The organism is Microbacterium sp. CIAB417 (assembly GCF_022788845.1).
In genome coordinates this window covers 83,383-109,854 of the sequence record NZ_JAHZUT010000009.1, presented here as the reverse complement: position 1 = coordinate 109,854, position 26,472 = coordinate 83,383, and the positions used below count along the sequence as shown (strand labels likewise).

Sequence of the window (26,472 nt, the reverse complement as noted above, 5' to 3'; positions counted from 1 at the left end):
CGCGGTGACGACGTCATGAGAGAGACGCCCTGACGTCGTCCGGCTCCCACTCATCCGTCCGGCGCCTCGCCCGGCGCGCCGATCCATGGATGGTGGCGCCGTCCGCGAGCCGACGCGCCAGCGCCTCGTACGCGGCTGCCACGTCGTCCCAGCGGAACTGCTCTCGGGCCCGTTCGCGAACTCCGGCACCGATCTCGACGAGCGCCTCGGCATCCGCCTCGGCCTCGGCGAGCTGCGCCGCGACGTCGTCGGCGTCGGTGAAGAACCAGCCCCGATCGTCCAGCACCTCCCGGTTGAACGGCACGTCGTAGGCGATCACTGCGGTCCCCGCCCCCATCGCACGCAGCAGCGACGGATTGGTGCCGCCCACCGAGTGACCGTGCAGATACGAGGCCGCATGCGCGTAGAGAGCGTCGAGGAGCTCCTGGTCGTAGACACCTCCGACGAGGCGGATGCGATCGTCGCCGTCTGCGGCCGCGTCGATGGCGCGGGTGTACTCGGCGCTGTACGGCGCGGAACCCACCACCACGAGCGGCAGCTTCGCGGCGCTGCGACGGTAGCCCTCCACGATCTCGAGCACGTGGTTCTCCGGCTCGAAGCGGGCGACGACGAGATGGTAGCCATGCGGGATGAGGTCCAACTCCGCGACGCCGCGCTCGGGCAGCGTGTCCAGGATCGGCGCTCCGTAGCGGATCAGCTCGGTCGGCACTCCGAACTGGTGGCGGTAGTAGTCGGCGATGCCGGGGGCGTCCGCGATCAGGGCGTCCGCCGTGCGCACTCCGAACTGTTCCGCCCACCGGTAGTAGGCCTTGCCCCGTGCGCCCCATTTCGACCGGCGCCACTCCAGCCCGTCCATGTGCAGCGCCACGCGCGCTCCGCGTAGACGCAGCAGAGGCAGGAACGGGGAATTCGCGGCGTTGAAGACGAACGTCGCGTCCGGCTTGCGGCGCAGCGCCAGATGCAGCGCCGACAGACCCGTGTGGCTGAGCGTCTCGACCTGCTTGACGGGGACCGCGGGCAGGTGCACGACCTGCATCCCGAGGTACTCCTTCTCGCGCAGCGCGGAGCCTCGCGTGTAGACGACGACCCGATGGCCGCGCTCCACGAGCCGACGACCGACCTCCTCGACCGCCGTCTCGAACCCTCCGTATGCCGCGGGTACCCCGCGAGTCCCCACCATCGCGATGGTGAGGGCGTCCCCACTCCTCATGTGCTCAGTATGCTCCGCTCGGTCGCGCCATGACCTTGGCCGTGCGCCACATGATCTGCAGATCGTTCATGACGGACCAGTTCTCCACGTACCGCAGGTCGAGGCGCACGCTCTCGTCCCATGACAGATCGCTGCGTCCGGACACCTGCCAGAGGCCCGTGATGCCGGGCTTGATGTACAGCCGTCGGTAGACGGTGCCGTCGTACGCGGTGACCTCGCTGGGCAGCGGCGGGCGCGGGCCGACGACGCTCATGTCGCCCACCAGCACGTTCCAGAACTGCGGGAGCTCGTCGAGCGAGAGCTTGCGCAGCACCTTGCCCACGCGGGTGACGCGGGGGTCGTCCTTCATCTTGAACAGGACGCCGGCGCCCTCGTTCTGCTCTTTGAGTTCCGCAAGCCGCTGCTCGGCATCCGTCCGCATCGACCGGAACTTCACCATCCGGAACGTCCTTCCGTCCCGCCCGACCCGCTCCTGGAAGAAGAACACCGGCCCGGGGGAGTCCAGCTTGATGATGAGCGCCAGAAGCGGCGCCATCAGGGCGATCGGGACGAGCGCGATCGCGGCGACGGCGACGTCGAGCAGACGCTTGAGCACGTGCAGGCCGCCTTCGTACGTCGGGATCTTCACCTGGATCAGCGGCAGGCCCTCCACCTGCCGCAGCGAGACCCGGGGGCCGGCGACGTCGGTCAGGCGGCTGGAGAGCACCAGCTCGGCCGCCGTGCCCTCCAGCTGCCAGCCCAGCTGCTTGACGAAGTCCGGATCCCCATCCGGACGGCTCGCCACGATGATCGTGTCCGCACTGAGCTGCGTCGCCACGGTCGCGACCGTGTTGACGTTGCCGAGCACGGCGTACCGACCCCCGTCGACGCTGAGCTCGGCCGCGTTCCGGTCGAACAGCGTCGCCCCGACGACGTGATAGCCGGTCTCCCCGCCGCGGCGGAGCGCGTCGATGACGTACTCGACGTCATCGGCGTCGCCCGCCACGAGGGTACGAGACGCGTACTGCCCGTCGTGCCTGCGGCGCAGCAGCCACTTGCGCCAGAACCACCGCGCGAGGATGAGCCCCAGCATCCCCAGCGGCAGCGCGATGAGCAGGAGCGGACGCAGGCCCGCCCACTCCAGCAGCACGCCGATGATCGCGAGCAGCCCGAACGCCAGCCCGCTGGCATGCGCGACGCGACGGTACTCGGCTGCCCCGGAGCCGAACACCCCCGCGGCACGCGTGCTCAGCGCGCTGAGCATCAGGAACCACACCGCGATCAGCAGCACGCCGTCGCGGGCGACGACGTCGACCGGCAGGCCGAGCACCAGCAGCTGCTCGGCGGCGGTCAGCGATGTCGCGGTGACGATGACCGCGGCATCCGTCAGGCGCAGCCGCATCCGATACCGCCGCTCCCACAGCTGGCGGCGTTCGAGCGTCGGCGACACCCGCGGCGTGACGACCGTGTGCGATGCGGTCTTGACGGCACGCGGCGCGGCGACGGGCACGAAGGCCTGCGTCGTGCGCGTGAGCCCGACCGCGTCCTCGACGGACGTCATGCCCGGACTCCCCGAGCACGGAATGAACGCAGAATTCCCCAGTGCGCCATGATTTCCCCAGTGTTTCCCCAGTCCGCCAGCGTGTGCTCGCGGGTTCGTCCGCTTCCCGACCCCTCGGGATCCTGCTGCACTCCGAGACCCCACGTCTCGAAGTTCCGGATGCCGTTCCCAGGCGGCATCCATACGCAGCAGGCACTGCGAACTGCGCTCACTCTAGCGGATGGTCGCCGTCAGCGGAAGATATTTCATCCGAATGGACGAAACGGGTTCCGCGAGAGGTGCCGGGGCCGTGTCCTACGCTGATCCCGTGACCGCTCCGAACCCCGCATCCCGACTCCGGCTCACGCGCATGCTGCCCCGGGATCCGCACCAGCCGCATCGCACGGCGAGCACGCTCGAGCTCTTCTTCGACCTCGTCTTCGTGGTCGCCGTCAGCATCGCGTCGGCGCAACTGCATCACGCGCTCAGCGCCGGCGAGTTCGTCCACGGGCTCGTTTCGTACGCCATGATCTTCTTCGCGATCTGGTGGGCGTGGATGAACTTCACCTGGTTCGCGACGTCGTTCGACACCGACGACTGGCTGTACCGCGTCCTGACGTTCGTGCAGATGGGCGGTGTGTTGATCCTTGCCGCCGGGATTCCCGCGGCCTTCGAGCACGGCGACTTCACGTTCCCCGTTCTCGGATACATCGTGATGCGGGTGGCGATGATCGCGCAGTGGCTGCGCGCATCCACCGGACCGCTGCAGCCCGCGACCCGGCGATACGCCCTCGGAATCGGGGTCGTGCAGCTGCTGTGGGTGGCGCTCCTCTTCATCCCCGCGTCGTTCCAGATCCCCGCCTTCGTGCTGTTCGCGCTCGTCGAGGTGATGGTCCCGGTGTTCGCCGAGCACCGCGTCCAGACGCCGTGGCACCCGCATCACATCACCGAGCGCTACGGCCTGTTCACGCTGATCGTGCTGGGCGAGAGTCTGCTCGCGTCCGCCAATGCGATCGTGGAGGCGCTGCAGGAGGTCGAGTCTCTCGGCCCGCTCATCGCGATCGCGGCGCTCACGCTCATCGCCACGGCCGCGCTGTGGTGGATCTACTTCTGGCCGCCGCACCACCGGGCCATCACGTCGCTCGGTCGGTCTCTGCGCTACGGCTACACGCACTACTTCGTGTTCGCGGCCGCCGCGGCGTTCTCGGCCGGGATCGAAGTCGAGATCGACGTGCTGACCCATCACAGCGAACTGCCCGGCATCGCCGCCTCGTTCACCGTCACGGTGCCGATCGCGGTGTTCCTGCTCGGAGTCTGGTGGATCGCGATCCGCGAGAACGCGGACCGGGTCGTCAACACCGTCGTGCCGGTCGGTGCGGCGCTCGTGCTGCTGGATCCGGTGCTGCCGATCCCCGTCACCCTGACCGCCGTGATCCTCGCCGTGATCGTCGCCGTCCTGGTGATCCGCCCGCCGGTCACGGACACGGACACGGACACATAACCGGCGCATAGGCCGACCAAAGGCTCCTGATCGACTCCTTCGCGAACCTGTTCCCACAACGGTTCAGCGAAAGGAGCAGTTCATGAGCCGCATCCCCGAACCCGTCGACACCCCGGACGGCCCGACGTACCAGGGCCGCCTCCTCGACCACCCCGACGAGGAGATCGTCGATCAGGGAGCCCCGTTCGACATCCGCACCCTGATCAGCCGGCGCAGTGTCCTCGGCCTGGCCGGTCTCGGTGTCGGGGCGGTCGTCCTGGCGGCGTGCGCCCCGGCGACGAGCGGCACCTCGGACGGTTCGTCCAGCACGGGCGGCTCCGGAGGAGTCGACGAGACGATCACTTCCGACGGAGAGATCCCGGACGAGACGGCGGGTCCGTACCCCGGCGACGGGTCCAACGGCCCTGACGTGCTCGAGGAGTCCGGCATCATACGGCAGGACATCCGCTCCTCGATCGACGGCTCGGCCACCGCCGACGGCGTCCCGCTGACTTTCGAACTCGAGGTGCTCGACATGCAGAACGACGACGCGCCCTTCGCCGGCGTGGCGGTGTACGCGTGGCATTGCACGGCGCAGGGGGAGTACTCGATGTACTCCGAGGGGCTCGAGGATGTGACCTACCTGCGTGGCGTCCAGGTCGCGGATGCTGACGGGAAGGTGTCTTTCACCTCGATCTTCCCCGGCTGCTACTCGGGCCGTTGGCCGCACATCCACTTCGAGGTCTATCCCGACGCGGATTCCATCACCGACTCGGCCAACGCGGTCGCGACCTCCCAGATCGCCCTGCCCGAGGACGCCTGCACGGCGGTCTACGCGGACTCCCACTACGACGGATCGTCCGGCAACCTCGCGAACGTCACCCTCGCGAGTGACAACGTGTTCGGCGACGACTCGGCCGCGCTGCAGCTGGCCACCGTCACGGGTGACGCGTCCAGCGGGTACACCGCGACGCTCCAGGTGCGCGTGGACACCGCGACGGCCCCGTCTGCCGGTGCTGCACCCTCCGCGGGCGGCGGTGGCGAGGGCGGCCCTGGCGGAGGCGCTCCCGGAGGCGGCGAAGGCGGCCCGGGCGAGCCGCCGGCGAACTGAACCGGACCGTGTCCGCGGCCACCTGGTAGACTGAAGTCGCAACGTGAGTGATTCCGCCGCAGACCGGCCGTCACGTCGCCACCGATCAGGGCCGTCAAGGACCGCGCACACCGACGCGCGCGGCATCCGCTCCGATCGCACCGAAATGCGAGGTGCGCACGCGCGCGCCCGCCACAGAGCAAGAGCAGTAACACATGAGCATCATCCACGAGCCCCTGAACTGGAAGCAGGCCGACGACGACGTGCACGTCGCGACGCGCGGCGGCGAGTTCGCCGGCTTCGTCGAGTTCGACGGCCGCGCCCACCTGGTGCGCGACAACCACGGCACCGAGGTCGGGTCCTTCCCGACCCTTGCCGACGCGCGTCGCGCCCTCGAGGGCGCCGGTCGTTCCACGAAGCATCCCCTCCGGCTGACCCTGCGTCGCCGGCTCCGTCGCGCCCGCGCCTGACCGGACGTATGCCTGCCGCCGTATACCGCCCGGGTTAGCCTGGGGGAAGCGATCGGCATCCGCCCTTGGCTTCCGCAGCTCAAGGGCTCCCGATCGGCAGGAGAGCACCATCTCCCTCCCTCAGGTCGACTCGACCACCTCCGTCTCCACACTCGGCCCCGTGCGGCAGACCTATTCCGGCACTGCGGAGTTCCCGCCCATGGCGCGCGCCTATCGCGACGTGCAGCAGGTCGTACGCGAGACGGGGCTGCTCCAGCGCACACCGATCTTCTACTCGCTGGTCGGCGCCGCCCTGCTGCTGGCGTTCGCCGGCTGCGTCGCGGGCTTCCTCCTGCTCGGAGACAGCTGGTTCCAGCTGCTCATCGCGGCGGCTCTCGGCATCCTGTTCACGCAGGTCGCCTTCCTCGCGCACGAGGCCGCCCACCGGCAGATCCTCAGTTCAGGCCCCGCGAACTTCCGGCTCGCGCGCGTGCTGGGCGGCATCGTCGGGATGAGCTACTCGTGGTGGGATTCCAAGCACACCCGCCACCACGGCAACCCCAACCAGGTCGGCAAGGACCCCGACATCGACGTCGACACGATCTCGTTCCTCGAGACGGACGCCGCGGCATCCCGGGGTCTCGTCCGGCTCATCACGCGCAAGCAGGGCTGGCTGTTCTTCCCGCTGCTGACGCTCGAAGGCATCAACCTGCACTACCTCGGCTACCGGCACCTGCTCTCGCGGAAGCCGGTCAAGGGGCGCTGGACCGAGCTGTCGATCATCACCGCGCGGCTGGCGCTGGTGATCGTGCCGGTGTTCCTGATGCTGCCGCTGGGCATGGCCTTCGCGTTCCTCGGGGTCCAGCTCGCTGTCTTCGGCGTGTACATGGGGGCGTCGTTCGCGCCGAACCACAAGGGCATGCCCATCATCGCGCCGGATGCGCGGCTGGACTTCTTCTCCAAGCAGGTGCGCACCTCGCGCAACATCACCGGCGGCTGGTGGGCGACGTGGCTCATGGGCGGTCTGAACCACCAGGTCGAGCACCACCTGTTCCCGAACATGTCCCGGCTGCACCTGTCGAAGGCACGCGGCATCGTGCGGGACTACTGTGCGGCGAACGGCGTGCCGTACACGGAGACGAGCATCGGCCGGTCCTACGCGATCGTCATCGAGTACCTCAACCGCGTGGGCCTGGCGGCGCGCGATCCCTTCGACTGCCCGGCGGCCGCGCAGCTGCGCCGCGCGTAGACGCCGCACCGACCGCCTACAGGATCCCGAGCTCCAGCGCGAGCGTCACGGCCCGCGTGCGGTCCGAGACCCCGAGCTTCTCGAACACGTGCAGCAAGTGCGTCTTCACGGTCGCCTCTCCGATGAACAGCTCGCACGCGATCTCCGGGTTGCTGCGGCCGGCGGCCACGAGCCGCAGCACCTGTATCTCGCGAGGGCTGAGCTGAGGCTTCACCGCAGCATCCTGGCGCATGCGCGAGACGAGCGTCGCCGCGATCGACGGCGCGAGGACCGTGTGCCCCTCGGCGACCGCGCGGATGCCGGCGACGATCTCCTCCTGAGGGGCGGCCTTGAGCAGGTAGCCGCTCGCCCCCGCCTCGATGGCCCCGAGGATGTCGTCGTCCGACTCGTAGGTGGTCAGCACCAGCACGCGCACCTCGGGAGCGGCCTCCGCGATGCGCGCGGTGGCCTCGGCGCCCGTGAGTCCCGGCATCCGCAGGTCCATCAGGACGACATCCGGGCGCAGGGTCGTGGCGAGCTCGACCGCTTCGGCGCCGTCGGACGCCTGGCCGACCACGTCGAGCCCGTCATCCATGGCGAGCAGCCCCACGATGCCGGAGCGGACGATCGGGTGGTCGTCGGCGACGAGGACGCGGATCATGCGGCGCCCTCCTCAGCGGCGGAGGAGGAGGCGAGCGGGATGCGGACGGTGAGGACGGCGCCGGACGGCTCGGCATCCGACACGTCCAGGACGCCGCCCACCAGCGCGACGCGCTCGCGCATGCCCACCAGCCCGAAGCCGCGGCCGTCCTCGATGCGGACCTCGCCGAGACCGCGTCCGTCGTCGCGGACGGTGAGCACGGCGTCGGTCCCGATCTCGAGGACGAGGGATGCCGAGGCCGCCGCGGCGTGCTTGCGGACGTTCGCCAGGCCCTCCTGGGCGCAGCGCAGCAGCACGACCTGGATGTCGCGGGGCACCGTGCACTCCGACGCATCCACGCGGACGACGGTTCCCGTCTCGCGCTCGAAGCGCTCGCCGAGCCGGTGCAGCGCCTGGGCCAGCGAGCCCGACGGGTCGGTGGCCGGCGAGGCGACGACGACGAGGGCGCGGGCCTCGCGCAGGGCGTCGCGCGCGGCATCCTCGATCAGCGCGATCGTGTCGGTGGAGGTGTCGCGGCGCGCGCGCTCGGCGAGCATGACGATGCTCGTGAGACTCTGCGCGATCGTGTCGTGCACGTCGCGGGCGAGGCGGGCGCGCTCGGCCGTCGCTCCGGCTTCGCGGCTGGCGGCCTCGAGGCTGGCCTGTGCCGCCGTGAGCTCCGCCAGCAGCCGCTGACGCTCCGCGCCCCACTCGGCGATCCGGGTGATCCACAGTCCGAGAGCGATCGCGAAGGCGGCCGAGAGGCCGCTCGTGAGCGCACCGGCGAGCAGCCCCTCCGGTGCGAAGCCGCCCCACACCCAGTACGCGAGGGTGAGGACGACGGCGTTGACGAGCGTGACCACCACGGCCTGCCGCGGGGAACGCGAGGTCATCCAGATCAGCGGGAGCACGATGGTCTGCAGCACCAGCATGTTGGGCTGCAGCATCACGCCGATCGCGAGCAGCCCGATCAGAGCGCACTGGATGACGGCCGACGCCGCGATCGAGGGCTCCGGGCTGTCGTGGACGCTCACGAAGCGCCGCGCACCGAACAGGTACACGAGGAAGATCGCGACGGCGATCGCGAACACCGCCCACTGCACGCCGGGGACCCGCTGCTCCTGCGTGAGCGCGATGCCCGCCATCACCACCAGCAGCACGACGGCGGCGATGTCCCAGCCCAGCTGCTCCCTGCGCATCCGATCCATCGGAACCACTCTGGCACCTTCGGCGCCGGGGTGCGTGCGCGGGTCACCCGTCACGCCGGATCCAGCGGAACGTGATCCGGCTGAGCACGAACCCCGCGACCAGCCACACGGCGAGCATGAGGGCGATCAGACCGAGCTCCCACGATCCGTTCACCTCGGCGGCCTGGAACGAGTCGGGGAGGAACACCGAGCGCATGCCCTGTGCGATCCACTTCACCGGCAGGACGCCGGCGGCGTTCTGCAGCCACTCCGGCAGCATCGAGAAGGCGATGTAGACACCGGAGATGAACTGGACCAGCAGCACGACAGGGATGACCACCGCGCCGGCGGTCTTGCCGGATCGCGGCACGGAGGACAACGCGATGCCGAGCAGGGTGCAGGTGATCAGGCCCAGCACGTAGATCCAGGCGAAGCGGAGCCAGGCCTCGGCATCCGTGGGGAGCTGTGCGCCGTACACGAGCGATGCGACCGCGATCAGCAGAGCGGTCTGCAGGACGCACGTGACGAACACCTCGCCGGCCTTGCCGATGAAGTAGGTCACGGGAGAGATCGGCGTGCCGCCCAGGCGCTTGAGGGTCCCGTCGCTCTTCTCGGTCGCGATCTCCAGCGCGGGGCCCTGGACGCCGGAGAGGAGGATGCCGCCGGCGATGAGCCCGGGCAGGTAATAGGTCGCCATGCTCACGGCATCCGGACCCTGACCGACGTCGCCGGTGAAGATCGTGGCGAAGACGACGTACATCAGGGACGGGAACAGGAAGGTGAAGAACACCTGGTCACCCGCCCGGAAGTACTGCCGCAGCTCGAAGCCGATGCGGCGCAGTCCCAGCCGGACGGTGCGGGTCGGGCCGAACGCGGTCGGCGCGGGGGCGATGGCGGTCATGTTCAGACCTCCTCAGAGACGGCGGTGAGCGACGGGTGCACGTGCGGATCCGCGGGGGAAGAGCCGGCGGCGGACGCCTCTTCTGAGGAGTCGTGTTCCTCGGTGTCCCGGATCAGGCCGAGGTAGATGTCCTCGAGCGTGGGGCGGACGACCTCCAGTCCGGAGGGTTCGCCCCCGTCGCGGAACAGCGCGGCGACCAGCGCGCCGGGCTCGGAGGTGCGCCGCGCGTGTGCGAGGCCGGTGGTGTCGGTCCAGCGCACGACCGGGATCCGCGCTTCGGAACCGCCGATCTCGTCGATGGCGCCCAGTGCGGCGATGCGGCCGCCCGTGATGACGGCCGCGCGGTCGCCGAGCTGCGCCGCCTCGTCGAGGTAGTGGGTGGTGAGCAGGATGCTCGTGCCCTCCGCCTTGAGCGAGTGGATGAGCTCCCAGAACTGCCGCCGCGCCTCGGGGTCGAAGCCCGTGGTCGGCTCGTCGAGGAAGAGCAGCTCGGGCCGGCCGATGATGCCGAGTGCCACGTCGAGACGGCGCTTCTGGCCGCCCGACAGTCTGCTGACGCGCACCTTCTGCTTCGCCTCGAGGCCGACAGCGGCGATGACCTCGTCGACCGGGCGAGGATGCGGGTAGTAGCCGGCGAACTCGGTGAGCAGCTCGCGCACGGTGACGGTGCCGGCTTCCCCGCTCGTCTGCAGCACGATGCCCAGGCGCGCCTTCCAGTCCAGCCCGGCGCGCCGCGGATCCACCCCGAGCACCCCCACGTCCCCTGAGGTCCGGTTCCGGTAGCCCTCGAGGATCTCGATGGTCGTCGACTTTCCGGCGCCGTTCGGGCCGAGAAGGGCGAAGGTCTCGCCGCGCCGGATGTCGAACGAGATGCCGTCGACGGCGGTCATCGTGCCGTAGCGCTTGCGCAGTTCGCGCACCTGGATCACAGTGTCGTTCATGGTTCCAGCGTGGTCGTCGCGCGGAGGCCGCGGAAGCCGTGGGGCGGCGGATTTCGGGGTCCACCGATCGGGGGATGCCCGGGACGCCCGACCGGTTACGTAGGCTCGTCCCATGCCCGAACTGCATGATCTCACCGCGATCGAACAGCTGGCGGCGCTGCGGGCGCGGGAGGTCTCCCCGGCCGAGCTCTCCGCGCACTACCTCGATCGCATCGCGCGGCTGGACGGCGACGTGGGCGCCTTCGTGGAGGTCACTGCGGACGCCGCGCTCGCCCGTGCCCGGTCGATGACGGACCAGGAGCCGGACGGCGCGCTGTGGGGGCTGCCGTTCGCCGACAAGGACCTGGTCGCTCGCGCCGGTGTCGCGACGCGGTTCGGTTCACGGCTGCATGCGGACTTCGTCGCGGAGGAGACCGCCGATCAGGCCGCCGTGCTCGACGAGGCGGGCGGCATCAGCCTCGGCAAGACGAGCACTCCGGAGTTCGGGATGACGGGGTACACCGAGACCCGGATCGGGCCGCCGACCCGCGATCCGTGGGACCCGGGCAACGGCGCCGGCGGATCGAGCGGGGGAGCGGCGGCTGCGGTCGCCGCCGGGCTTCTGCCGCTGGCTCCCGGGTCGGATGCCGGCGGGTCGATCCGGATCCCGGCTGCGACGGTCGGCGTGGTCGGGATCAAGCCGTCCCGAGGACGCGTGCCGTTCGCATCAGGGCTCGACGTCCCCGGCGGCCTGGCGGTGGCGGGGCCGATCGCCCGCACGGTGGCCGACGCCGCGCTGCTGCTGGACGTGCAGGTGGCCGGTCGCCCCTACGCGTACGCCACGGCGGCGCCGGGCACCGCACCGTTCCGGGATGCCACGGAGCATCTGGCCCAGCGGGCACGGATCGGCGTCACGACGGTGTCGCCGTGGGACGAGGACGAGGACATCCGTCTGGATGCCGAGGCCGCGCGCGCGGTCGAGGTGGCCACCGGCCTGTTCGCGGAGGGCCACGACGTGGATGCGTTCGCGTGGCGGCCGGAGGGGTACGCGTCGATGTTCACGACGCTGTGGCGCACGAGCGCCGCCCGCATGGCGTTGACGGATGCCGATCTCGAACGCGTGGAGCCGATCACGGCGTGGCTGGCGCGCGAGGGGCGCCGGCTGTCCGGGCAGGAAGTGCTCGACGCGCTCGCCGCCGCGACGGTGTTCGAGCGAGAGACGATCACCGCCTTCGCGCCGTTCGACGCCGTGCTCACTCCCGCGCTCGCACTGCCCGCGCGTCCGGTGGGCTGGTTCGACGCCGAGGACGCGCAGGAGAACTTCGCGCAGCAGGTGTGCTACGCCCCGTACTCGAGCTTCGTCAACGTCGCGGGGCTCCCCGCCGTCGTCGTCCCGGTGACCACGGACGCCTCCGGTCACCCGGTGTGCATCCAGCTGATCGGCAAGCCCGGTGGCGAGTGGACCGTCATCGCGCTCGCCGCGGAGCTGGAGCGCCGGGCAGGGCGGATGCCGAAGCCGCCGATCTGGTCGCGCTGAACGGAGCGTCGGCTCAGCGGGGATCCGTGAACGTCTCGGGCAGTCGATCCCCGATCAGGGCGAGATTCTGGATCGCGGCCAGCCCGTACTGTGCGACGTCGTTCGTGCCGACGCTCGGTGCCTCGTCCACCGGATTGAGCACGGCGGGCCCTTCCACGCGGCGCAGGACGAAGTCGCGCCGGTGCACGAGCCATTCGCCGATGCCCTCGAACGCCGCCCATGCGGCATCCGCCAGCGCGGCGTCGCCGGTCTGCGCCGCCGCATAGGCGGTCAGCCTGCTGTGCGCCTGCTCGAGGTGGATGCCGCCGAGACGCTGTCCGACCGCGGCCTCCTGCTCCGCCGGTGAAGCCAGATAGAGGCGGCAGTACTGCAGCCAGGCATCCCGGAATCCGGAGACGTCGACGAGGTCGATGAGCTCGCTCGCCACCTCGACGAGCCCGAACACCGCACTCAGGTGCGATACGGAGATCCGGTCGCGAGTGGTGTCGAACCGGCCGGCCTCGATGTCGTACAGCGCCTCACCGGTCAGGAATCCCCGGGGGAGAGCGCCGATGTCCGCCATCGTCCCGAGCAGTCGATCGCGGGAGCGCTCGTTGCCGGTGCGCTCCCAGTCGGCGAGCCAGGTCGCCGCGAGGGCGCCCCAGTCGGTGCCGAGTCCGACGGCCAGCGCGGCCCGGTCGGGCCGGTAGGTCGCAGCATCCGGACGAACCTTGCGCGTCGGGTCGGTGTCCACGAACCGCTCGTCGCTGTCGCGCAGCTCGGTGAGCAGATCTCCCACCCGTTCATCGGCGGTGAGGTAGTGGAAGATCCGTCGGTAGATCGGGCTCGAGATGCGCAGCTGCTTCGCGCTGCAGCCCCAGTGCTGGACGTTGTGGCGCGACCCGAGCCCCTGCCAGCGGCCCAGGTGATAGACGTCGACCTCGCCGGTGTGGCGCGTCATCGCCTCGGCCAGGCGGAACACGTCAGCGCGTCCCGTGCGCAGGTAGGAGTACCAGAGCCAGAGGTCGGGGGACAGCTCGCTGTTGTCCCACGCGTAGCCGCCGACGTCGTAGCGCCATACGTGCCGGTCGAGGTCGTAGGCGTGCATGACGTCGCCGTAGTTCCAGAATCCGTACCAGCGGCGCTGATCGATCTGACCGAGGTAATAGTCCAGCAGGAAGTCGATGCTGTCCTCGATCTCGGCGCGCACCGGCGTCGAGCGGTCGACCGGAGCCCAGTCGCCGAAGACTCCAACGGCGTGCAGGTGCTCGGGCGTCGGCTGCAGCAGCGCCGGGCGCTGCATCGCCTCGACGGACGCGGCGACCTCGTCGACGGGCGGCGTCGCGTCGTAGGCGAACAGCGTCAGCTCGTGGGTCCGGGCCACGCCGTGCGCATCGCCGAACCCGGGTTCGTAGTCCTCGTAGGTGATCTCGAGGCCTTCCAGCTGACTGGTGAAGTCGTTCTGCCCGAGGCCGTCGTGATAGAACCGCACGTCCATGGGCTGCGCTTGGGGGGCGTACAGCCAGGCTGTCAGTTCGGCGCGGTCGCCCGCCGCGCCGCGCAGGTCGAGCTGGCCAGGGTGGGACTGCCAGAACGAGCGGATGCCGATGCCGAGGCCCCCGTCCGGATCGCTGATCGCGGCGTAGCCCTCCGCGCGCGTTCCCGCTCCGGCGTCGATCCAGGCGTGTCCGGCCGCCGTGCGCTTGCGGATGCTGAAACCGTCGGCGCTCAGCTGCGTGAGCGTGACGTCGTTCCACGCGGGGATGAGCGACAGGCGCTCGGAGACCTGAGGGTTCCAGGTCGCAGGATCGGGCGTCCGCGCTCCGCGGATCTGCGCCGCGCGGACCTCCGCGCCCGGATCGCGGCGCAGGCCCGTGAGGCCCCGCACCGCCTCGGTGAAGAAGCCGCCGTCTGCGCCGGCGAAGCGGATGTGGCGGTCGTGCGGCGCTGCCCGCAGCGGGACATCCGCACGGATGCCGAGACCGGCGAGGAAGTCGTGCTGGGCGTCGCCGTCCCAGATGACCGTGTGCACCAGGCGAACCTCGGCCGAGCCCGCGACGATCACGAATCGCACCGTGAACGGCAGCCACTCGCGGTCGCCGTTCTCATCGCGGTGCACGCCCTGCACGCGAACGACGGCGCGGATCGGACCGTCTTGCTCGACATCGACCGTCTGCACTCGCGAGCGGAAACGGCGGCGCGGGGCGCCGCCGCCATCCTCGGGGACCTCGTCCTGCAGCAAGCTCACCAGCCGCAGGTCCTCCGCGACGGGCTGTCCGCCGCGCGAGATCCGCCGCGCGAGCACGTCCGCCGGCGATGCCGGGAACGCGATCTCGATCAGGTCACCGGAGACGACGAACTCGTCATCCTCGCGCCGCACGCGCATGGCTGCGTCGACGGCGGGCCCGGCGTCCTCGGCCGTGACGACCTCGAAGGCGCCGGGTCGTTCGAGAGCGCCGACGGCGCATCCCGCCCACTTCACGGACCCGTCCGGCCAGGTGGCGAGCGGCCAGAACTGGGCGGGGACGACGCCCGCATCGACCTCGCGCAACCGCAGGCGGGCGGGGTCGTCGACGGTTCCGCGTGGCAGCGGGACTCCCCACGTGGCTCCGGATCGGAGCCGGGCGGGCGGAGCGTCGTCGAGCCAACGGAGCGGGACGGTCACGGTCGATCCGGTCACAGCGAGTGAACCTCCAGGTTGCGGTAGCGGGCGACGAGCGGGGACATCTGGCGGAAGCCGATGCGCCCGGAGCGGATGCGCGGCCCGGTGGACTCGTCGTCCGTCCAGGCGAACAGCGCCAGGCCGTCGATCGAGAACGCGACGTGCGGCCCGTCCTTGACGACCTCGATGCGGTAGAACGCGTCGCGGGCGTCCACGACGGGCGGGAGCGGGTCGGCGCCTTGCGCGACGAGATGGAAGCCGGGAGATTTGCGCAGGTTGCAGGTGTGGAACGCGCGCTCGTCCTCCCATCGTCGGCGGAAGTACGACACGTGCAGGGTGCGGATGTCCCCGGAGTGGTACTGCGGGTACGCCCCGGTGCGCGGCGCCAGCCGTTCGTCGAGGATGCCGTCGGCATCCGGGTTCTGCTCGGCGTCCGCGGCGGCGCCGAAGAACAGCATCGCCAGTCCCGGCTCCCGGCGCGGCGAGAACTCCCAGGCGATCCGGATGCGGTCGCCGAACACTTCGGGACACCATAGCGTCCAGTGGTCGTCGAAGCCGCCGGAGCTGCTCAACTGCAGGCCGTCGCCCGTTGCCTGGGCGGAGACAGGTCCTTCGGCGACCCAGCCGTCCAGATCGGATGCCGAGGTCAGCGGATTGCGGTACAGCAGGCTCACCCCTTCACCGAGCCGATCAGCATGCCCTTGGCGAAGTGCTTCTGCAGGAACGGATAGAAGAGGATGATCGGCAGCGTCGCGACGATGATGACCGCGAACTTGATGCCCTGCGCCGGAGGCAACTGGGTCGGGTCCTGCTCGACCACGGACAGGTCGGTCGCCACCGTCACCTGGCGCAGGAACATCTGCAGCGTCCACATCGAGTTGTCGTTGAGGTACAGCAACGGCGACATGAAGTCGTTCCAGATCCCGACCGCGTAGAACAGCGCGAACGTCGCCAGGACGGGCTTGGACAGCGGCAGGATGATGCTCCACAGCGTCTGCATCTCGTTCGCGCCGTCGATCTTCGCGGACTCCTCGAGCTCTGCGGGCAGCTGCTGGAAGAAGTTCTTGATGATGATGAGGCTGAACGGGTTGATCGCCATGGGCAGGATCAGGGCCCAGTAGTTGTTCAGCAGGCCGAGGTCCTTGACCACGAGGAACGTGGGGATCATGCCGCCGCCGAAGACCATCGTGAAGACGATCAGAGACAGGATGATCCGGCCGCCGGGCAGGTTCGCCTTGCTGAGCGGGTAGGCCATGGATGCAGTCAGGGCGAGCTGCACGACTGTGCCGACCGCGGTCACCGCGATCGTCGTCAGCAACGCGCGGACGAAGGCAGGACTGGTGAAGATCGCCTCGTACGCCTCGAGCGAGAACGTCTCCGGCCAGAGGAAGAACGAGCGCGTCGCGAGTTCGGCCTCGGTCGCGAACGACCCGGCGAGCACGAAGACGAACGGGACGAGGGCGATGACCGCGACCGCGACCATGAGTGCGACGTTGAACACGTCGAACACGCGCCCCGCGGGGGTGTTGAACCGGTACTTCTCGCGAGCCATCAGAAGATCCCTGCCTGGTTGAAGCGCTTGGCGATCCAGTTGGCGCCGAAGATGAGGATGACGCCCACGACCGCCTTGAACAGTCCGACCGCGGTGCTGTAGCTGTAGGAGCCCTGCGTGATGCCCATGAAGTACACGTAGGTGTCGAAGACGTCGGCGACCGAGCGGTTGAGCGAGTTGGTCATGAGGTAGATCTGCTCGAAGCCGGTGTTGAGCACCTGGCCCATCTGCAGCACGAGCATGACGACGACGGTCGGCATGATCGACGGCAGCGTGATGTGCCAGACGCGCTGGAAGCGACCCGCCCCGTCGATGATGGCGGCCTCGTACTGTGCCTGGTCGACGCCGGCGAGAGCGGCGAGGAAGATGATGGTCCCCCAGCCGGTGTTCTTCCAGATGTCCTGCAGGACGATGATCGGCCGGAACCAGGCCGGGTCGGCGAGGAAGTTGACGTCCGTGCCGAGCAGGCCGTTGATGAGCTGGAACAGCGGGCCGACGTCGAGCGCGAACAGCAGGTAGGTCAGCGAGGCGACGACCGTCCAGGACAGGAAATGCGGGATGTAGATGAGCGTCTGCACGGTGCGCTTGAGGATCATCAGGCGCATCTCGTTGAGCAGCAGCGCCACGATGATCGTCAGCGGGAAGGCGATCACGAGGCTCAACAGGGCCAGGATCAGCGTGTTGGCGAGCAGCCGGGGGAAGTCGGGACTGGAGAAGAAGTCCTCGAAGTGCGCGAAGCCCACCCAGGGGCTGTCGGTGATGCCGAGGAAGGGCACGTAGTCCTTGAAGGCGATGATCGCGCCGTACATCGGCCAGTAGCGGAACAGGACGAAGTAGAGGATGCCGGGGACGAGCAGCAGGTAGAGCCACTTGAACTGCGTGAAGTGCACGCGGACGCCGCGGCGTCGCCTGGACGGCTTCTCGACGGTCAGCGTCTCGGTCGCCGTCACGGCGTTGTCGAGCATGGTCATGGGGAGGCCTCTCGGGAGGCCGGGGCGGCGCGGTGCCGCCCCGGCGGTCCGGATCAGGAGTCGGCGTCGGCCAGTTCGTTGATCTCGGCGATCACGTCGTCGCCGCCGCTCGAGCGCCACAGGTCGATGGCGTCCTGCAGCCCGTCGAGGTCGATCTGCCCGGCGATGTACTGGATGCGCGCATCCGCGACGATCGTGTCGAGCTGGGCGCCCTTGGACACGTAGGTCTTCGAGACGTAGGCGGCCGAGGGGTCGTAGACGGCGGACTCGAGGTCGGATGCCTCGATCTCCTTGCGCTTGTCGTACATCTGCTGCTCGTACTCGGACGCTTGCTTGGGCAGGTAGCCCTGGAATCCGGTCACGTTCGTGCCGAGCTGGGCGTAGGCGGCGGAGGTGTCCTTGTCGACCTGGGAGGCGCTGTCGATGCCGACCGCCAGGTCGCCGTCGAGCTCGTAGGTGACGCCCTCGATGCCGTTGTTCAGCAGCGGGCCGACCTCCTCCGAGTTCAGGTCGTTCAGAACCTCGAGCACGCCGCGCAGCTGCTCCTCTGTCCGCACCTGGGCCTTCGGGATGGCGAGGAAGCCGCTGTATCCCGCGGTCGGGAGGGCGTGCAGTTCGCCGTCGGGGCCGGTGAGGTTGCCGGTGACGTCGACGTAGTTCTGGAACCCGTCGGGGTCCTGCTCCTTGAGCAGGCTCATGAGCTGGCCGGCGCGGGAGTGCACGTCGATGATGATGCCGCCCTTGCCGGTGAGGAACGGCTCGTTCCACTTGGCGGAGTCGAAGGTCGCGTAGTCGGCGTTGACGACGCCCTCTTCGACGAGGGTGCGCTCGAACTGGACGGCCTCGAGCCATTCGTCGGTGGTGAAGTTCGGGACCAGCTCTCCGTCGCGCTCGGTCCAACGGTTGCCCGCGCCGTACCAGGTCTCGATGGCGTCCCACGGGCTGTTCGTGCCGATCGTGCCCGGCCACTTCGGGATGATGAGGCCGTAAGTGTCGTCTGCGCCGTTGCCGTCGGGGTCGTTCTCGGTGAAGGCCTTCGCGACCTCGTACAGCTCATCGGTGCTCGTGGGCATCTCGAGGCCGAGGTTCGCCAGCCAGTCCTTGCGGATGATGACGGCCTCGCGCATCACGTCGCGCGAGCGGAAGACGCCGTAGACCTTTCCGTTGATGCTGGAGGAGTGCTGCACCTGCGGGAATGTGGTCTTCAGGTTCTCGTAGTCGTCGAGGTAGTCGGTGAGATCCCAGAACGCCCCGGCCTCGGCGTTGCGGACGAACCCGGGGTCCTTGCCCTGGATGACCATGACCTGCGGCAGGTCGTCGCCGGCGAGGGTGATGTTGACCTTGTCGCCGTAGGACGAGTTCGGCACCCAGGTGATGTCGAGGTCGATGCCGATCTCGTCCTCGATGGCGGTCTCGAACTGATTGCCGTCCTCAGGCGCGTTGGTGGAGAGATACGGCGCCATGATGGTCAGGCTGTCCAGTTCCGCGGCCTCGCCGCCGCCGGAATCGGCCGAGCATCCGGACAGGGCGAGCGCGGCGACGGCGGCCACGCCGATGCCGGACGCGAGAGTGCGGTTCTTCATGAGGAACTCCTTCGTTCTGTGGGGTGGGATCAGGAAGCGGTGGCGGACTGCCGTTCGGCGAGGCGCCGGTCGTTGGCGGTGAAGAAGCCGATGCACAGCGCGGTGCTGAGCGTGAGCCAGGCACCGACCGGGAGGAACGGGATGACGCCGGGGAGGATGAGGCACGCCGTCACGACGACGACGGCGGCGAGCAGCAGCAGGAGGATGTGGGGAAGGCTCCGCATGGCCCAGCGGGCGGCGGTCGGGAGGTAGGCGCGCCACGGCAGGTCGTAATGCGCGAACAGCGGCACGGCCACGGCGGTCACGGCGAAGGACAGCACCAGGGCGACGCTGCTGGCGATGCCGAGCGGGGTGCCCAGGGCGTCGGCCGACAGTTGTCCGGTGACACTCACGGCGAGCAGGACGGTGGTGAGGAACCCGATGCCCAGGGCGGCGTTGGCGCGCCAGAATTCGCGGCGCCACGCATCGGCGTAGGCGCGCAGCGTCCGGAACCCGTCGCCGCGCAGGCGGCGGCGGGTCAGCTCGGCGGCGGCGGTGGAGGCGGGGGAGACTCCGAGAACGATGCCCCCCGCCAGCGTGAAGGTGAGCCAGAGCAGGTTGATCGTCGCGATCCACCACAGCCATTCGAAGGCGGCGTGTGCGCGCAGCGCCCAGCCCGGTGAGGCGGCGTTCGTCGACATGTGCTCTCCAACGTTGCAGGGCAGGGGTGACTGCTCCGGAATGCGTTTTCCGAAAGCGGCTCCGTGAACGCTAACGCCGGCGCACGGCGCACGTCAAGCCGAAACGGCTACCGTGATAAAAACGTTTCACACCGTTACGTGCGAGCGCGCGGATCTCCCAGGACCTGATCCCTCGATGTCCTGTGGTGACCTTTCGCTCCACCGGCGTCAGGTCGTCGTGCGGTGACTTACGGCCAGAAGGGCTGCGACCGCTCTGCGGCCGAGGCCAGCTCGGCGCCGTCGAGGATGGTGCGCTGCTCGGGGATTCCGAGCGCCGTCCACTGCAGGACGAATTCGATGGGGCCCGCAGGCGGTGACGGCCAGAGCCACAGGCTGTCGCTGCCCGCATAGAACCCGGAGCCCCCGCCCCCGCCACCGCTGCGCCGGGTCAGCACATGGCCCTGCGGCTCGGCGGTCGGGTCGTCGCCGCCGAAGTGCGGGAGGTTCTCGAGCACCTTCTCGCCGTCCCCGAGCACCAGTCCGACCTTCAGTCGGCTGTCGGTGTCGGGCGGCCCGCCCCAGGAGTGATGCTCCATGAAGGTCCCGCAGAGCTCCTGCCATTCACGGCTGGTGAGGCCGCGTCGACGCAGCCGCCGCTCCAGCCGGAACTCGACGCCCTCGCGATACACCGCGACGCCGATCAGGGCGATCGCCACGTGCTCCGTGGAGGCCAGCAGCTCCGAGATCGGCGCCAGGGCGGGAAGCTCGTCCTCGGGAGCGCCCCACCAGCGCGGCGTGCTGGATTCCCCCTCGTCGTCGGGCTCGGGCATCTCGGGGTCCGGAGGGAAGAAGCTCATGCCGACAGCGGATCACACGCGCCATGCCTGGCACAAGCGGCGGTGCCGTGTGAGCATCGAGTCATGACGGATTCGGATGACGACCCGGAGCTGAGCGGCGCGCCCGTGGATCGCGCGGCGCTCGCCGAGACCGGCGTGCCGATCGCCGAGCTCGCCGCGAACGCAGGATTCGACGTCGACTGGGCGTCCGTGCAGGATGGCCCGGTCGACGGCTGGCGGATCCTCAGGCGTCACGCGGGCGGTCAACTCGTCATCGGCGCACCAGTCGACGTCGAACGAACGTCCTGGCGCGTGTCCTGGGTCCCGACGTCTGATCGGAATGCCGTGGCGCGGGTGCATCCGGAGGTGATGGCCCTCCGCCCCAGCAAGGCGGTGCGCCGCCGCGGTCTGGAGCTGCGCTGGCCGGCGTTCATGCGCGACGAGTCTGGCGAAGACGGCTTCGTGATCGACGTCGTGAACCGGGGTGATGACCGCTGGTCCTCCTACGGAGACACCTTCCATGTCGTCGGCGTGCTCACCGAAGTGGGGCGGACGGACTTCTCGTTCGGCTGGATGAGCATGCACAGGGAGCGGGCCGTGCCTCTCGAGCCCGGGGAGTACGCTCGCGTGAACGTCGAGATCAATGCCGGCATCTGGGATCAGCTGGAGCCTGGACGTTACGATCTGCACGCCGTGCTGGTCAGCCTGAACCTGCGCGGCACAGAACCTCTCCTGGTCGATCTTTCTGCGGACGTGATCGAGTCTCACCGCCGACGGCACCACCGGTCGAGGCAGAGACCTGAAGATCATCGGCGTATGGTCCTTGATGAGATCCGCAATGCCGAAGCGAGAGTGGCCGCCGGAGCCTCTTTGGGTCGCGTGGTCGACGCCGTCCGGGTCGCGGACTCGGACGAGGCTGCCGTCACGGGCATCAGCACCGTATTGGAAGTCGACGCGGCTGTCGCGCAGAGCGTCTATCACTCGCCTTGCAGCTGCTCCGGCCGTCGAACGCTGCACGAGCGCTCGACGGGGCCGAGTCGAGGCTGAGGGACCTCGACGAGTCAGCCGCTCGGGCGGGTGCGGTGGCCGGCGCTTGACGGCTTCGGCGGCGCCCGCCGGGTTCAGCCCCGTGTCGTCCTCTCAAGGCGAAGCCGCCCGGGGAGGAACGGCAGGGCCGGCGCGCGGTAGTCGAGCATCCCCTCGTCGCCGGGCTGGAGTGTGATCTCGGCCTGGCCGAAGCGCCACATCCGGTTGAAAAGGAAGACGCCCAGGACCGCTGGATGCTCGGCCGACACCTGCCAGGTTCCGAGCCCCCACTGGGTCGGCTGGCCTCGGCCCTCGATCACGAGCGTCGGGCGGATGCCGGCGTAGAGCGCGAACCAGGGCTTGCGCAGGCGCAGCTCGATGCGACGTGTCGCTGAGGTCATGCTCTTCACGCTACCGGGAGCGCCGTTCGCGACAGCAGTCCTTGGGCGTGAGGAATACTATACCCCCCTAGGGTATTAACGTAGAGAGGTCCGACTGGACCGATCTTTCCTCGAGCTGAACGGAGCACGACGTGTCATCGCCAACGAAAAGTCCTGCACGATGGTGGGGACTCACCCTCATCGCCTTGGCGCAGTTCATGGTCATCATGGACGCCTCGATCATCGGAGTAGCGCTGCCGAAGATGCAGGAGGACCTCGGATTCACCCCGAGCACCCTCTCCTGGGTCTTCAACGCCTACGTCATCGCTCTGGGCGGCTTGCTGTTGCTGGGCGGACGCCTCGCCGACCTGTTCGGCCCCCGACGGATGTTCGCCACCGGCTGGGTCGTCCTCGCCGGCGGTTCTCTCGTCGCCGGGCTCGCCGGTGACGTGGCGACCGAACTCACCGGGCGCGTTCTGCAGGGTGCGGGCTCCGCGCTCATCGCTCCGGCCGCCTTGTCGCTGCTGATGATGCTGTTCGGCCGGAACCCGCGAGAGCTCACGAAGGCGATGGCCTTCTACGGTGCAGCAGCTCCTGCCGGTGGCACCGCCGGCGTCTTCCTTGGTGGCGTCATCACCGAGTTCGCGTCCTGGCCGTGGGTGTTCTTCATCAACGTGCCGATCGCGATCCTCGTCCTGGTGGTCATGTGGTCGGCCCTCCCCGGCGGACGGCTCGGAGCTCGTGGATCCGTCGACGTACTCGGCGCGGCCATCGTCACCCTCGGACTCGCCGTGCTGGTCTACGGCATCGTGCGGGCCGAGGTCGTGGGATGGGCGTCCGCAGAGACGTGGATCGCGATCGGTGCGGGTATCGCGCTGCTGATCGTCTTCCTCCTGATCCAGCGCGTGAAGCGGGAGCCGCTCGTCCGGCTCTCGCTCTTCCGCTCGCCCAACCTCGGGGCAGCCAACCTGGCGCAGGTGCTGCTGGGTGCCGCCTGGATCCCGATGTGGTTCTTCCTCAACCTCTACCTGCAGCAGGTCCTGGGCTTCAGCGCCTTCCCCGCGGGGGCGGCACTTCTGCCCATGACCGCGCTCATCATGATCGGGATGATCGTCCTGGCTCCGCGTGTGATCGCTGCGTTCGGTCCGAAGGTGCCCATCGTTCTCGGGTTGCTCATCCTCGCAGGTGGTCTCACATGGATGGCGTTCATCCGTCCGGACGGCAACTACTGGGTCGACGCATTCGGGCCTTCCCTCGTGGTCGCGTTCGGTCAAGCGCTGGCGTTCATCCCGTCGCTGCAGGTGGCGATCTCGGCGGCACCGCCAGAGGACGGCGGCCTGGCATCGGGCATCGTCAACACGAGCTATCAGGTGGGCTCGGCCATCGGTCTCGCGGTGGTCTCGGCCATCGCCGCGGGTTTCGGGGCGAGTCAGGTCGGCGACCCGCAGGCGCTCACGGACGGATACTCGGCAGCATTCGTCGCAGCCGGCGCGATCGCGCTCCTCGGTGCGTTGCTCGTGTCCGTGCTGTTCCGCACCGCGCGTTCCGCACGGGTCGCAGAGACACTGTCTGCCTGACTCTGTGGTGGCCTCGTCGCGAGGCGAGGCCACCAGAGCGATCACCTCAGGGGAGCGATCGTGCTGCACCGGCGAAATCTGGCGCGGGGCAACGTCACGGTGCTGATTCTGTCGTGGACCGCGAACCAGGACGTGCGGAGGTGCAGCTCCATGTGACGGTCGCCGGGTCATGATCTTTATGCCCTCGGGCGGTTCGGCGTAGATCTTGCGCGCGCGACGAGGCCACGGCCGCAGCGGGCGCAGTCCGCTAACATCGCGTCATGTCCGGTCGTCCTCGTATCGTCCTCACCGCGGCCACGGGCCTTGCGATCGCGATGCTCGGGCTCGCTGGGTGCACCTGGGCTGCGGTGCCTGAGGGCTCCGGTGCGACGCCGAAGCCGCGGGCGACGGCGACGCCGTGGGATGGCGCGACGGCAGGCTCCGCGACAGCGCAGGACGACGACTGGTACTTCGAGTCGAGGGCCGACGACGGTACGTGCACGGTGTTTCGTTTCGCTGGGGTCACGGACGCTGACGAACTCGGAGACAGTCCGCGACGGGTCAGCGAATTCATCGTGCCGGAACTCACCGACGGTGGTCCGCGCGAATTCGCGCAGGGAGAGGCGATCCTCAACGACGAAGGGACTGTTGTCGCGTACATCGTTGCCAGCGGCGACACTCCCTTCTCGGTCGCTGAGCGGTTCTGCTCAGGCCAAGACGAAATCGCTCTACTCAACGCGGTGCGACGGAACACGTTCTACAGCACGTTTTACAACGACCCCGATCCGCCACCGGCGTCGTGGATCACCCTCTACGCCGGGGACACGATCAACCTCGACCCGGCTACGATCACGACGGTCGGCGATGAGCGCGGGCAGGTGTACAGCAACACCCCGAACATGCACCTGCCGCCACAGCGGTAGGGTCCGCAGCACCCGGGATGGCTCGCGGCTGGCCTCATTCGGGTCGCAGTTCATGCTGTTCTGGGCCTGCCGCCAGCGTTCCCATCGCAATTCATGCCGTTCTCGGCGCGCTGAACCGGCATCGATCGCGACCGGAAGAGGGCTCACAACCTGATGACGACAGAAACTGCGACCGGAAGCTCGCGCTGGCGCCGCGAGACCGGCGCCGGCGCGCAGAAACGAAGAAACCCCCGTGCGTAGAAGCCACACGAGGGTCCCAGTGGCTCCGACGGGCGTCGATCCCGTGACCTCACGATTTTCAGTCGTGCGCTCTACCAACTGAGCTACAGAGCCTCACGGCACATCTGCCGTGTCTTAGACGACAGGCCCTCTTCGAGAAAAGGGCCTGTCGCTCAGAGCGACCCTGACGGGACTTGAACCCGCGACCTCCGCCGTGACAGGGCGGCACGCTAACCAACTGCGCTACAGGGCCAGAACTTTTCAATTGTATCGGTTGGAGTGACCCCAACGGGATTCGAACCCGTGCTACCGCCGTGAAAGGGCGGCGTCCTAGGCCGCTAAACGATGGGGCCGAAGTCTGTCCCGGGGGACTTCCTTGCCGACGCTCAAGCATAAAGGATGCTCTGACGAAAACGCGAATCGAGGGCGCGTCCTCTTTCCGATCGGGCGTGTCGGGAGGACGATGGATGCCGTGGGTCGTGCTGTTCGACGCGCACCCGTGAGGCGATCGAAGCGGTGCGAGCACTGTTGCAGATGTGAATCTTGTTGTTAGTGTGGCATCTGTGAAACCGGCGGAAGGGGCCGTGTGAACGAGAAGCTCACGGAGGATGCTGCCCTCGCAGCATCCGAGGAATGCGGCTGCGCGCCCAGCCCGGCCGAGAGGCGTTCCCTCTGGAATCGCGGCTCGGTGACCCGCCGCAGCGCGATCGGCATCGGCGCGCTCAGCGTCGTCGCGCTCAGCGCCTTCGGCATCACCAACGGCGTGACCAGCGCCTACGCCGCCACGTACCCCAGCTGGGACGACGTGCAGAAGGCCAAGAAGAACGAGGCGGCCAAGGCCGCCGAGGTCAAGCGCATCGAGGGGCTCATCGCCTCCCTGACGCAGAAGGTCGCCGACACCAAGGCCGCCGCCGAACTCGCCTCCAACGAGTTCTACGAGGCGCAGCAGGCGTTCTTCGACGCCGCCACCGAGGCCGACGAGCTCCAGGCGCAGGCTGACGAGCAGGCCGCGGCGGCCGACGAAGCCGCCACCAAGGCCGGTCAGGTGGCCGCGCAGCTCTACCGCAACGGCGGTGACGACACCGCCCTCCAGCTCTTCTTCTCCGGCTCCGCCGCCGACGCCGACCAGCTTCTCGCCAAGCTCGGCACGATGGACAAGCTGCTCGAGTACAACCAGACGGTGTACGACGACGCGGTCGCGGCGCGCAACGCCGCCCAGCAGCTCAGCGATCAGGCCGTCGTCGCCCGCGAAGAGCGCGACCGCCTGCAGAAGATCGCCGAGGAGAAGATGATCGAGGCGCAGGCCGCCGCGGATGCCGCAGAGGCCGCCCTCGACGAGCAGACCGCGAATCTCGACACCCTCGAAGCGCAGCTCGCCGCCCTCAAGGACACGACCGCCACGACGGTCGCCGCGTACCAGAAGGGCGTGGAGGAGCGTCGCAAGGCTGAAGAGGCGCGCCGGAAGCGCGAAGCCGAAGAGGCCGCGAAGGCCGCCGCCGGTGGCGGTGGGGGCGGAGGCGGCGGTGGCGGCGGCCAACCGAGTTCCAGCGGCTGGGTGCGGCCGCACGGCGGGTACCGCTCGTCCGGATACGGACGGCGTCCCTCGAAGTGCGACAACTACGGCAACTGCTCGTCGAGCTTCCACCGCGGCGTCGACCTGGCCAACGGCTGCGGCGCGCCGATCTACGCGGCGAGCAGCGGCGTCGTCGACTACGCCGGCCCGAACGGCGGCTACGGGAACTACATCCGCATCCAGCACTCCGGGGGTATCGCCACCGGCTACGCGCACATCCGCTCGGGCGGCTTCGCGGTGCGATCCGGACAGCGCGTCTCCGCCGGCCAGGTCATCGCGTACGCGGGCAACACCGGCAACTCCCTCGGCTGCCACCTTCATTTCGAGGTGTACCGCGGAGGCACGATCAACCCGATCAACTTCATGGCGAGCAAGGGCGTCAGCGTCTGAGC

23 protein-coding genes and 3 tRNA genes are annotated in these 26,472 nt (G+C 69.0%); 9 read left to right on the top strand and 17 right to left on the bottom strand.

Annotated features, from left to right (window positions below; genetic code table 11):
- Window positions 1–13: 13 nt before the first annotated feature.
- Window positions 14–1,210, bottom strand: a complete 1,197-nt coding sequence (locus KYX17_RS27175) for a DUF1972 domain-containing protein (RefSeq protein ID WP_243231853.1) — start codon at window positions 1,208–1,210, stop codon at window positions 14–16.
- A 4-nt stretch (window positions 1,211–1,214) separates the two neighbouring features.
- Entirely contained in the window at window positions 1,215–2,750 is a 1,536-nt protein-coding gene (locus tag KYX17_RS27170; RefSeq protein WP_243231852.1) for a sugar transferase, read from the bottom strand.
- 349 nt (window positions 2,751–3,099) lie between these two features.
- Here KYX17_RS27170 and KYX17_RS27165 point away from each other — a divergent pair, with 349 nt between their 5' ends.
- The 4 genes from KYX17_RS27165 (at window position 3,100) to KYX17_RS27150 (ending at window position 6,997) form a co-directional block, all read left to right on the top strand.
- A complete protein-coding gene (locus KYX17_RS27165; RefSeq protein WP_249224293.1) occupies window positions 3,100–4,230 on the top strand; it encodes a low temperature requirement protein A in 1,131 nt (376 codons plus the stop codon).
- An 82-nt stretch (window positions 4,231–4,312) separates the two neighbouring features.
- Window positions 4,313–5,320: an intradiol ring-cleavage dioxygenase gene (locus KYX17_RS27160; RefSeq protein ID WP_243231848.1), complete on the top strand. Its 1,008-nt coding sequence runs from the start codon at window positions 4,313–4,315 to the stop codon at window positions 5,318–5,320.
- Between the two features lie 194 nt (window positions 5,321–5,514).
- Window positions 5,515–5,769, top strand: a complete 255-nt coding sequence (locus KYX17_RS27155; protein ID WP_243231847.1) for a hypothetical protein — start codon at window positions 5,515–5,517, stop codon at window positions 5,767–5,769.
- Between the two features lie 109 nt (window positions 5,770–5,878).
- Complete coding sequence (locus KYX17_RS27150) at window positions 5,879–6,997, top strand: acyl-CoA desaturase (protein WP_243231970.1); 1,119 nt, start codon at window positions 5,879–5,881, stop codon at window positions 6,995–6,997.
- A gap of 16 nt (window positions 6,998–7,013) precedes the next feature.
- On the opposite strand, the gene KYX17_RS27145 is transcribed toward KYX17_RS27150, so the two are convergent.
- From KYX17_RS27145 to KYX17_RS27130, 4 genes are read right to left on the bottom strand one after another with little or no spacing between them, the layout of a single operon-like run.
- Window positions 7,014–7,637, bottom strand: a complete 624-nt coding sequence (locus KYX17_RS27145; RefSeq protein WP_243231846.1) for a response regulator transcription factor — start codon at window positions 7,635–7,637, stop codon at window positions 7,014–7,016.
- Entirely contained in the window at window positions 7,634–8,824 is a 1,191-nt protein-coding gene (locus tag KYX17_RS27140; protein ID WP_243231845.1) for a sensor histidine kinase, read from the bottom strand. Before KYX17_RS27140 ends, KYX17_RS27145 begins: the two co-directional genes overlap by 4 nt.
- A 43-nt stretch (window positions 8,825–8,867) precedes the next feature.
- Entirely contained in the window at window positions 8,868–9,704 is an 837-nt protein-coding gene (locus KYX17_RS27135) for an ABC transporter permease (RefSeq protein ID WP_243231844.1), read from the bottom strand.
- 2 nt (window positions 9,705–9,706) lie between these two features.
- Complete coding sequence (locus KYX17_RS27130) at window positions 9,707–10,645, bottom strand: ABC transporter ATP-binding protein (protein ID WP_243231843.1); 939 nt, start codon at window positions 10,643–10,645, stop codon at window positions 9,707–9,709.
- 112 nt (window positions 10,646–10,757) lie between these two features.
- On the opposite strand from KYX17_RS27130, the gene KYX17_RS27125 reads away from it, so the two are divergent.
- On the top strand, window positions 10,758–12,161 hold the full coding sequence (locus KYX17_RS27125) for an amidase (RefSeq protein ID WP_243231842.1): 1,404 nt from the start codon (window positions 10,758–10,760) through the stop codon (window positions 12,159–12,161).
- A gap of 13 nt (window positions 12,162–12,174) precedes the next feature.
- Here the strand turns inward: KYX17_RS27125 and KYX17_RS27120 are convergent, their stop codons facing one another.
- The 7 genes from KYX17_RS27120 to KYX17_RS27090 all read right to left on the bottom strand — a co-directional run bounded on the left by KYX17_RS27120 (window position 12,175) and on the right by KYX17_RS27090 (window position 20,424).
- Window positions 12,175–14,820, bottom strand: coding sequence for a Tat pathway signal sequence domain protein (locus tag KYX17_RS27120; protein ID WP_243231841.1), 2,646 nt, complete (start codon window positions 14,818–14,820; stop codon window positions 12,175–12,177).
- Window positions 14,817–15,476 carry a DUF1961 family protein gene (locus tag KYX17_RS27115; RefSeq protein WP_243231840.1) on the bottom strand — a complete coding sequence of 220 codons (660 nt, stop codon included), beginning with the start codon at window positions 15,474–15,476 and terminating at the stop codon, window positions 14,817–14,819. Before KYX17_RS27115 ends, KYX17_RS27120 begins: the two co-directional genes overlap by 4 nt.
- Window positions 15,473–16,354 (bottom strand): carbohydrate ABC transporter permease, encoded by an 882-nt coding sequence (locus KYX17_RS27110; protein WP_243231839.1) that lies wholly within the window; start codon window positions 16,352–16,354, stop codon window positions 15,473–15,475. Before KYX17_RS27110 ends, KYX17_RS27115 begins: the two co-directional genes overlap by 4 nt.
- Window positions 16,354–17,325, bottom strand: a complete 972-nt coding sequence (locus KYX17_RS27105) for a sugar ABC transporter permease (protein ID WP_243231837.1) — start codon at window positions 17,323–17,325, stop codon at window positions 16,354–16,356. Before KYX17_RS27105 ends, KYX17_RS27110 begins: the two co-directional genes overlap by 1 nt.
- Before the next feature lie 53 nt (window positions 17,326–17,378).
- Complete coding sequence (locus tag KYX17_RS27100; RefSeq protein ID WP_243231836.1) at window positions 17,379–18,908, bottom strand: extracellular solute-binding protein; 1,530 nt, start codon at window positions 18,906–18,908, stop codon at window positions 17,379–17,381.
- A 29-nt stretch (window positions 18,909–18,937) separates the two neighbouring features.
- Complete coding sequence (locus KYX17_RS27095) at window positions 18,938–19,588, bottom strand: YesL family protein (RefSeq protein WP_243231835.1); 651 nt, start codon at window positions 19,586–19,588, stop codon at window positions 18,938–18,940.
- Between the two features lie 227 nt (window positions 19,589–19,815).
- The gene (locus KYX17_RS27090) at window positions 19,816–20,424 is read right to left on the bottom strand and encodes a hypothetical protein (protein WP_243231834.1); all 609 of its coding nucleotides are present in this window, start codon (window positions 20,422–20,424) and stop codon (window positions 19,816–19,818) included.
- A gap of 105 nt (window positions 20,425–20,529) precedes the next feature.
- On the opposite strand from KYX17_RS27090, the gene KYX17_RS27085 reads away from it, so the two are divergent.
- Entirely contained in the window at window positions 20,530–21,450 is a 921-nt protein-coding gene (locus KYX17_RS27085) for a hypothetical protein (protein ID WP_243231833.1), read from the top strand.
- 74 nt (window positions 21,451–21,524) lie between these two features.
- On the opposite strand, the gene KYX17_RS27080 is transcribed toward KYX17_RS27085, so the two are convergent.
- A complete protein-coding gene (locus KYX17_RS27080) occupies window positions 21,525–21,830 on the bottom strand; it encodes a hypothetical protein (RefSeq protein WP_243231832.1) in 306 nt (101 codons plus the stop codon).
- A 185-nt stretch (window positions 21,831–22,015) separates the two neighbouring features.
- Between KYX17_RS27080 and KYX17_RS27075 the strand changes: the two genes are divergently transcribed.
- Together KYX17_RS27075 and KYX17_RS27070 are read left to right on the top strand one after the other, a co-directional pair.
- Window positions 22,016–23,386, top strand: coding sequence for an MFS transporter (locus KYX17_RS27075; RefSeq protein ID WP_243231831.1), 1,371 nt, complete (start codon window positions 22,016–22,018; stop codon window positions 23,384–23,386).
- A gap of 260 nt (window positions 23,387–23,646) precedes the next feature.
- A complete protein-coding gene (locus KYX17_RS27070) occupies window positions 23,647–24,288 on the top strand; it encodes a hypothetical protein (RefSeq protein ID WP_243231830.1) in 642 nt (213 codons plus the stop codon).
- A 260-nt stretch (window positions 24,289–24,548) separates the two neighbouring features.
- Here KYX17_RS27070 and KYX17_RS27065 read toward each other — a convergent pair.
- The 3 genes from KYX17_RS27065 to KYX17_RS27055 form a co-directional block, all read right to left on the bottom strand.
- Window positions 24,549–24,621 (bottom strand) — tRNA-Phe (locus KYX17_RS27065).
- Between the two features lie 65 nt (window positions 24,622–24,686).
- A tRNA-Asp gene (locus KYX17_RS27060) sits at window positions 24,687–24,760 on the bottom strand.
- A gap of 27 nt (window positions 24,761–24,787) precedes the next feature.
- A tRNA-Glu gene (locus KYX17_RS27055) sits at window positions 24,788–24,860 on the bottom strand.
- A gap of 233 nt (window positions 24,861–25,093) precedes the next feature.
- Between KYX17_RS27055 and KYX17_RS27050 the strand changes: the two genes are divergently transcribed.
- On the top strand, window positions 25,094–26,470 hold the full coding sequence (locus tag KYX17_RS27050; protein WP_243231829.1) for a M23 family metallopeptidase: 1,377 nt from the start codon (window positions 25,094–25,096) through the stop codon (window positions 26,468–26,470).
- The last annotated feature ends 2 nt before the right edge of the window (window positions 26,471–26,472 follow it).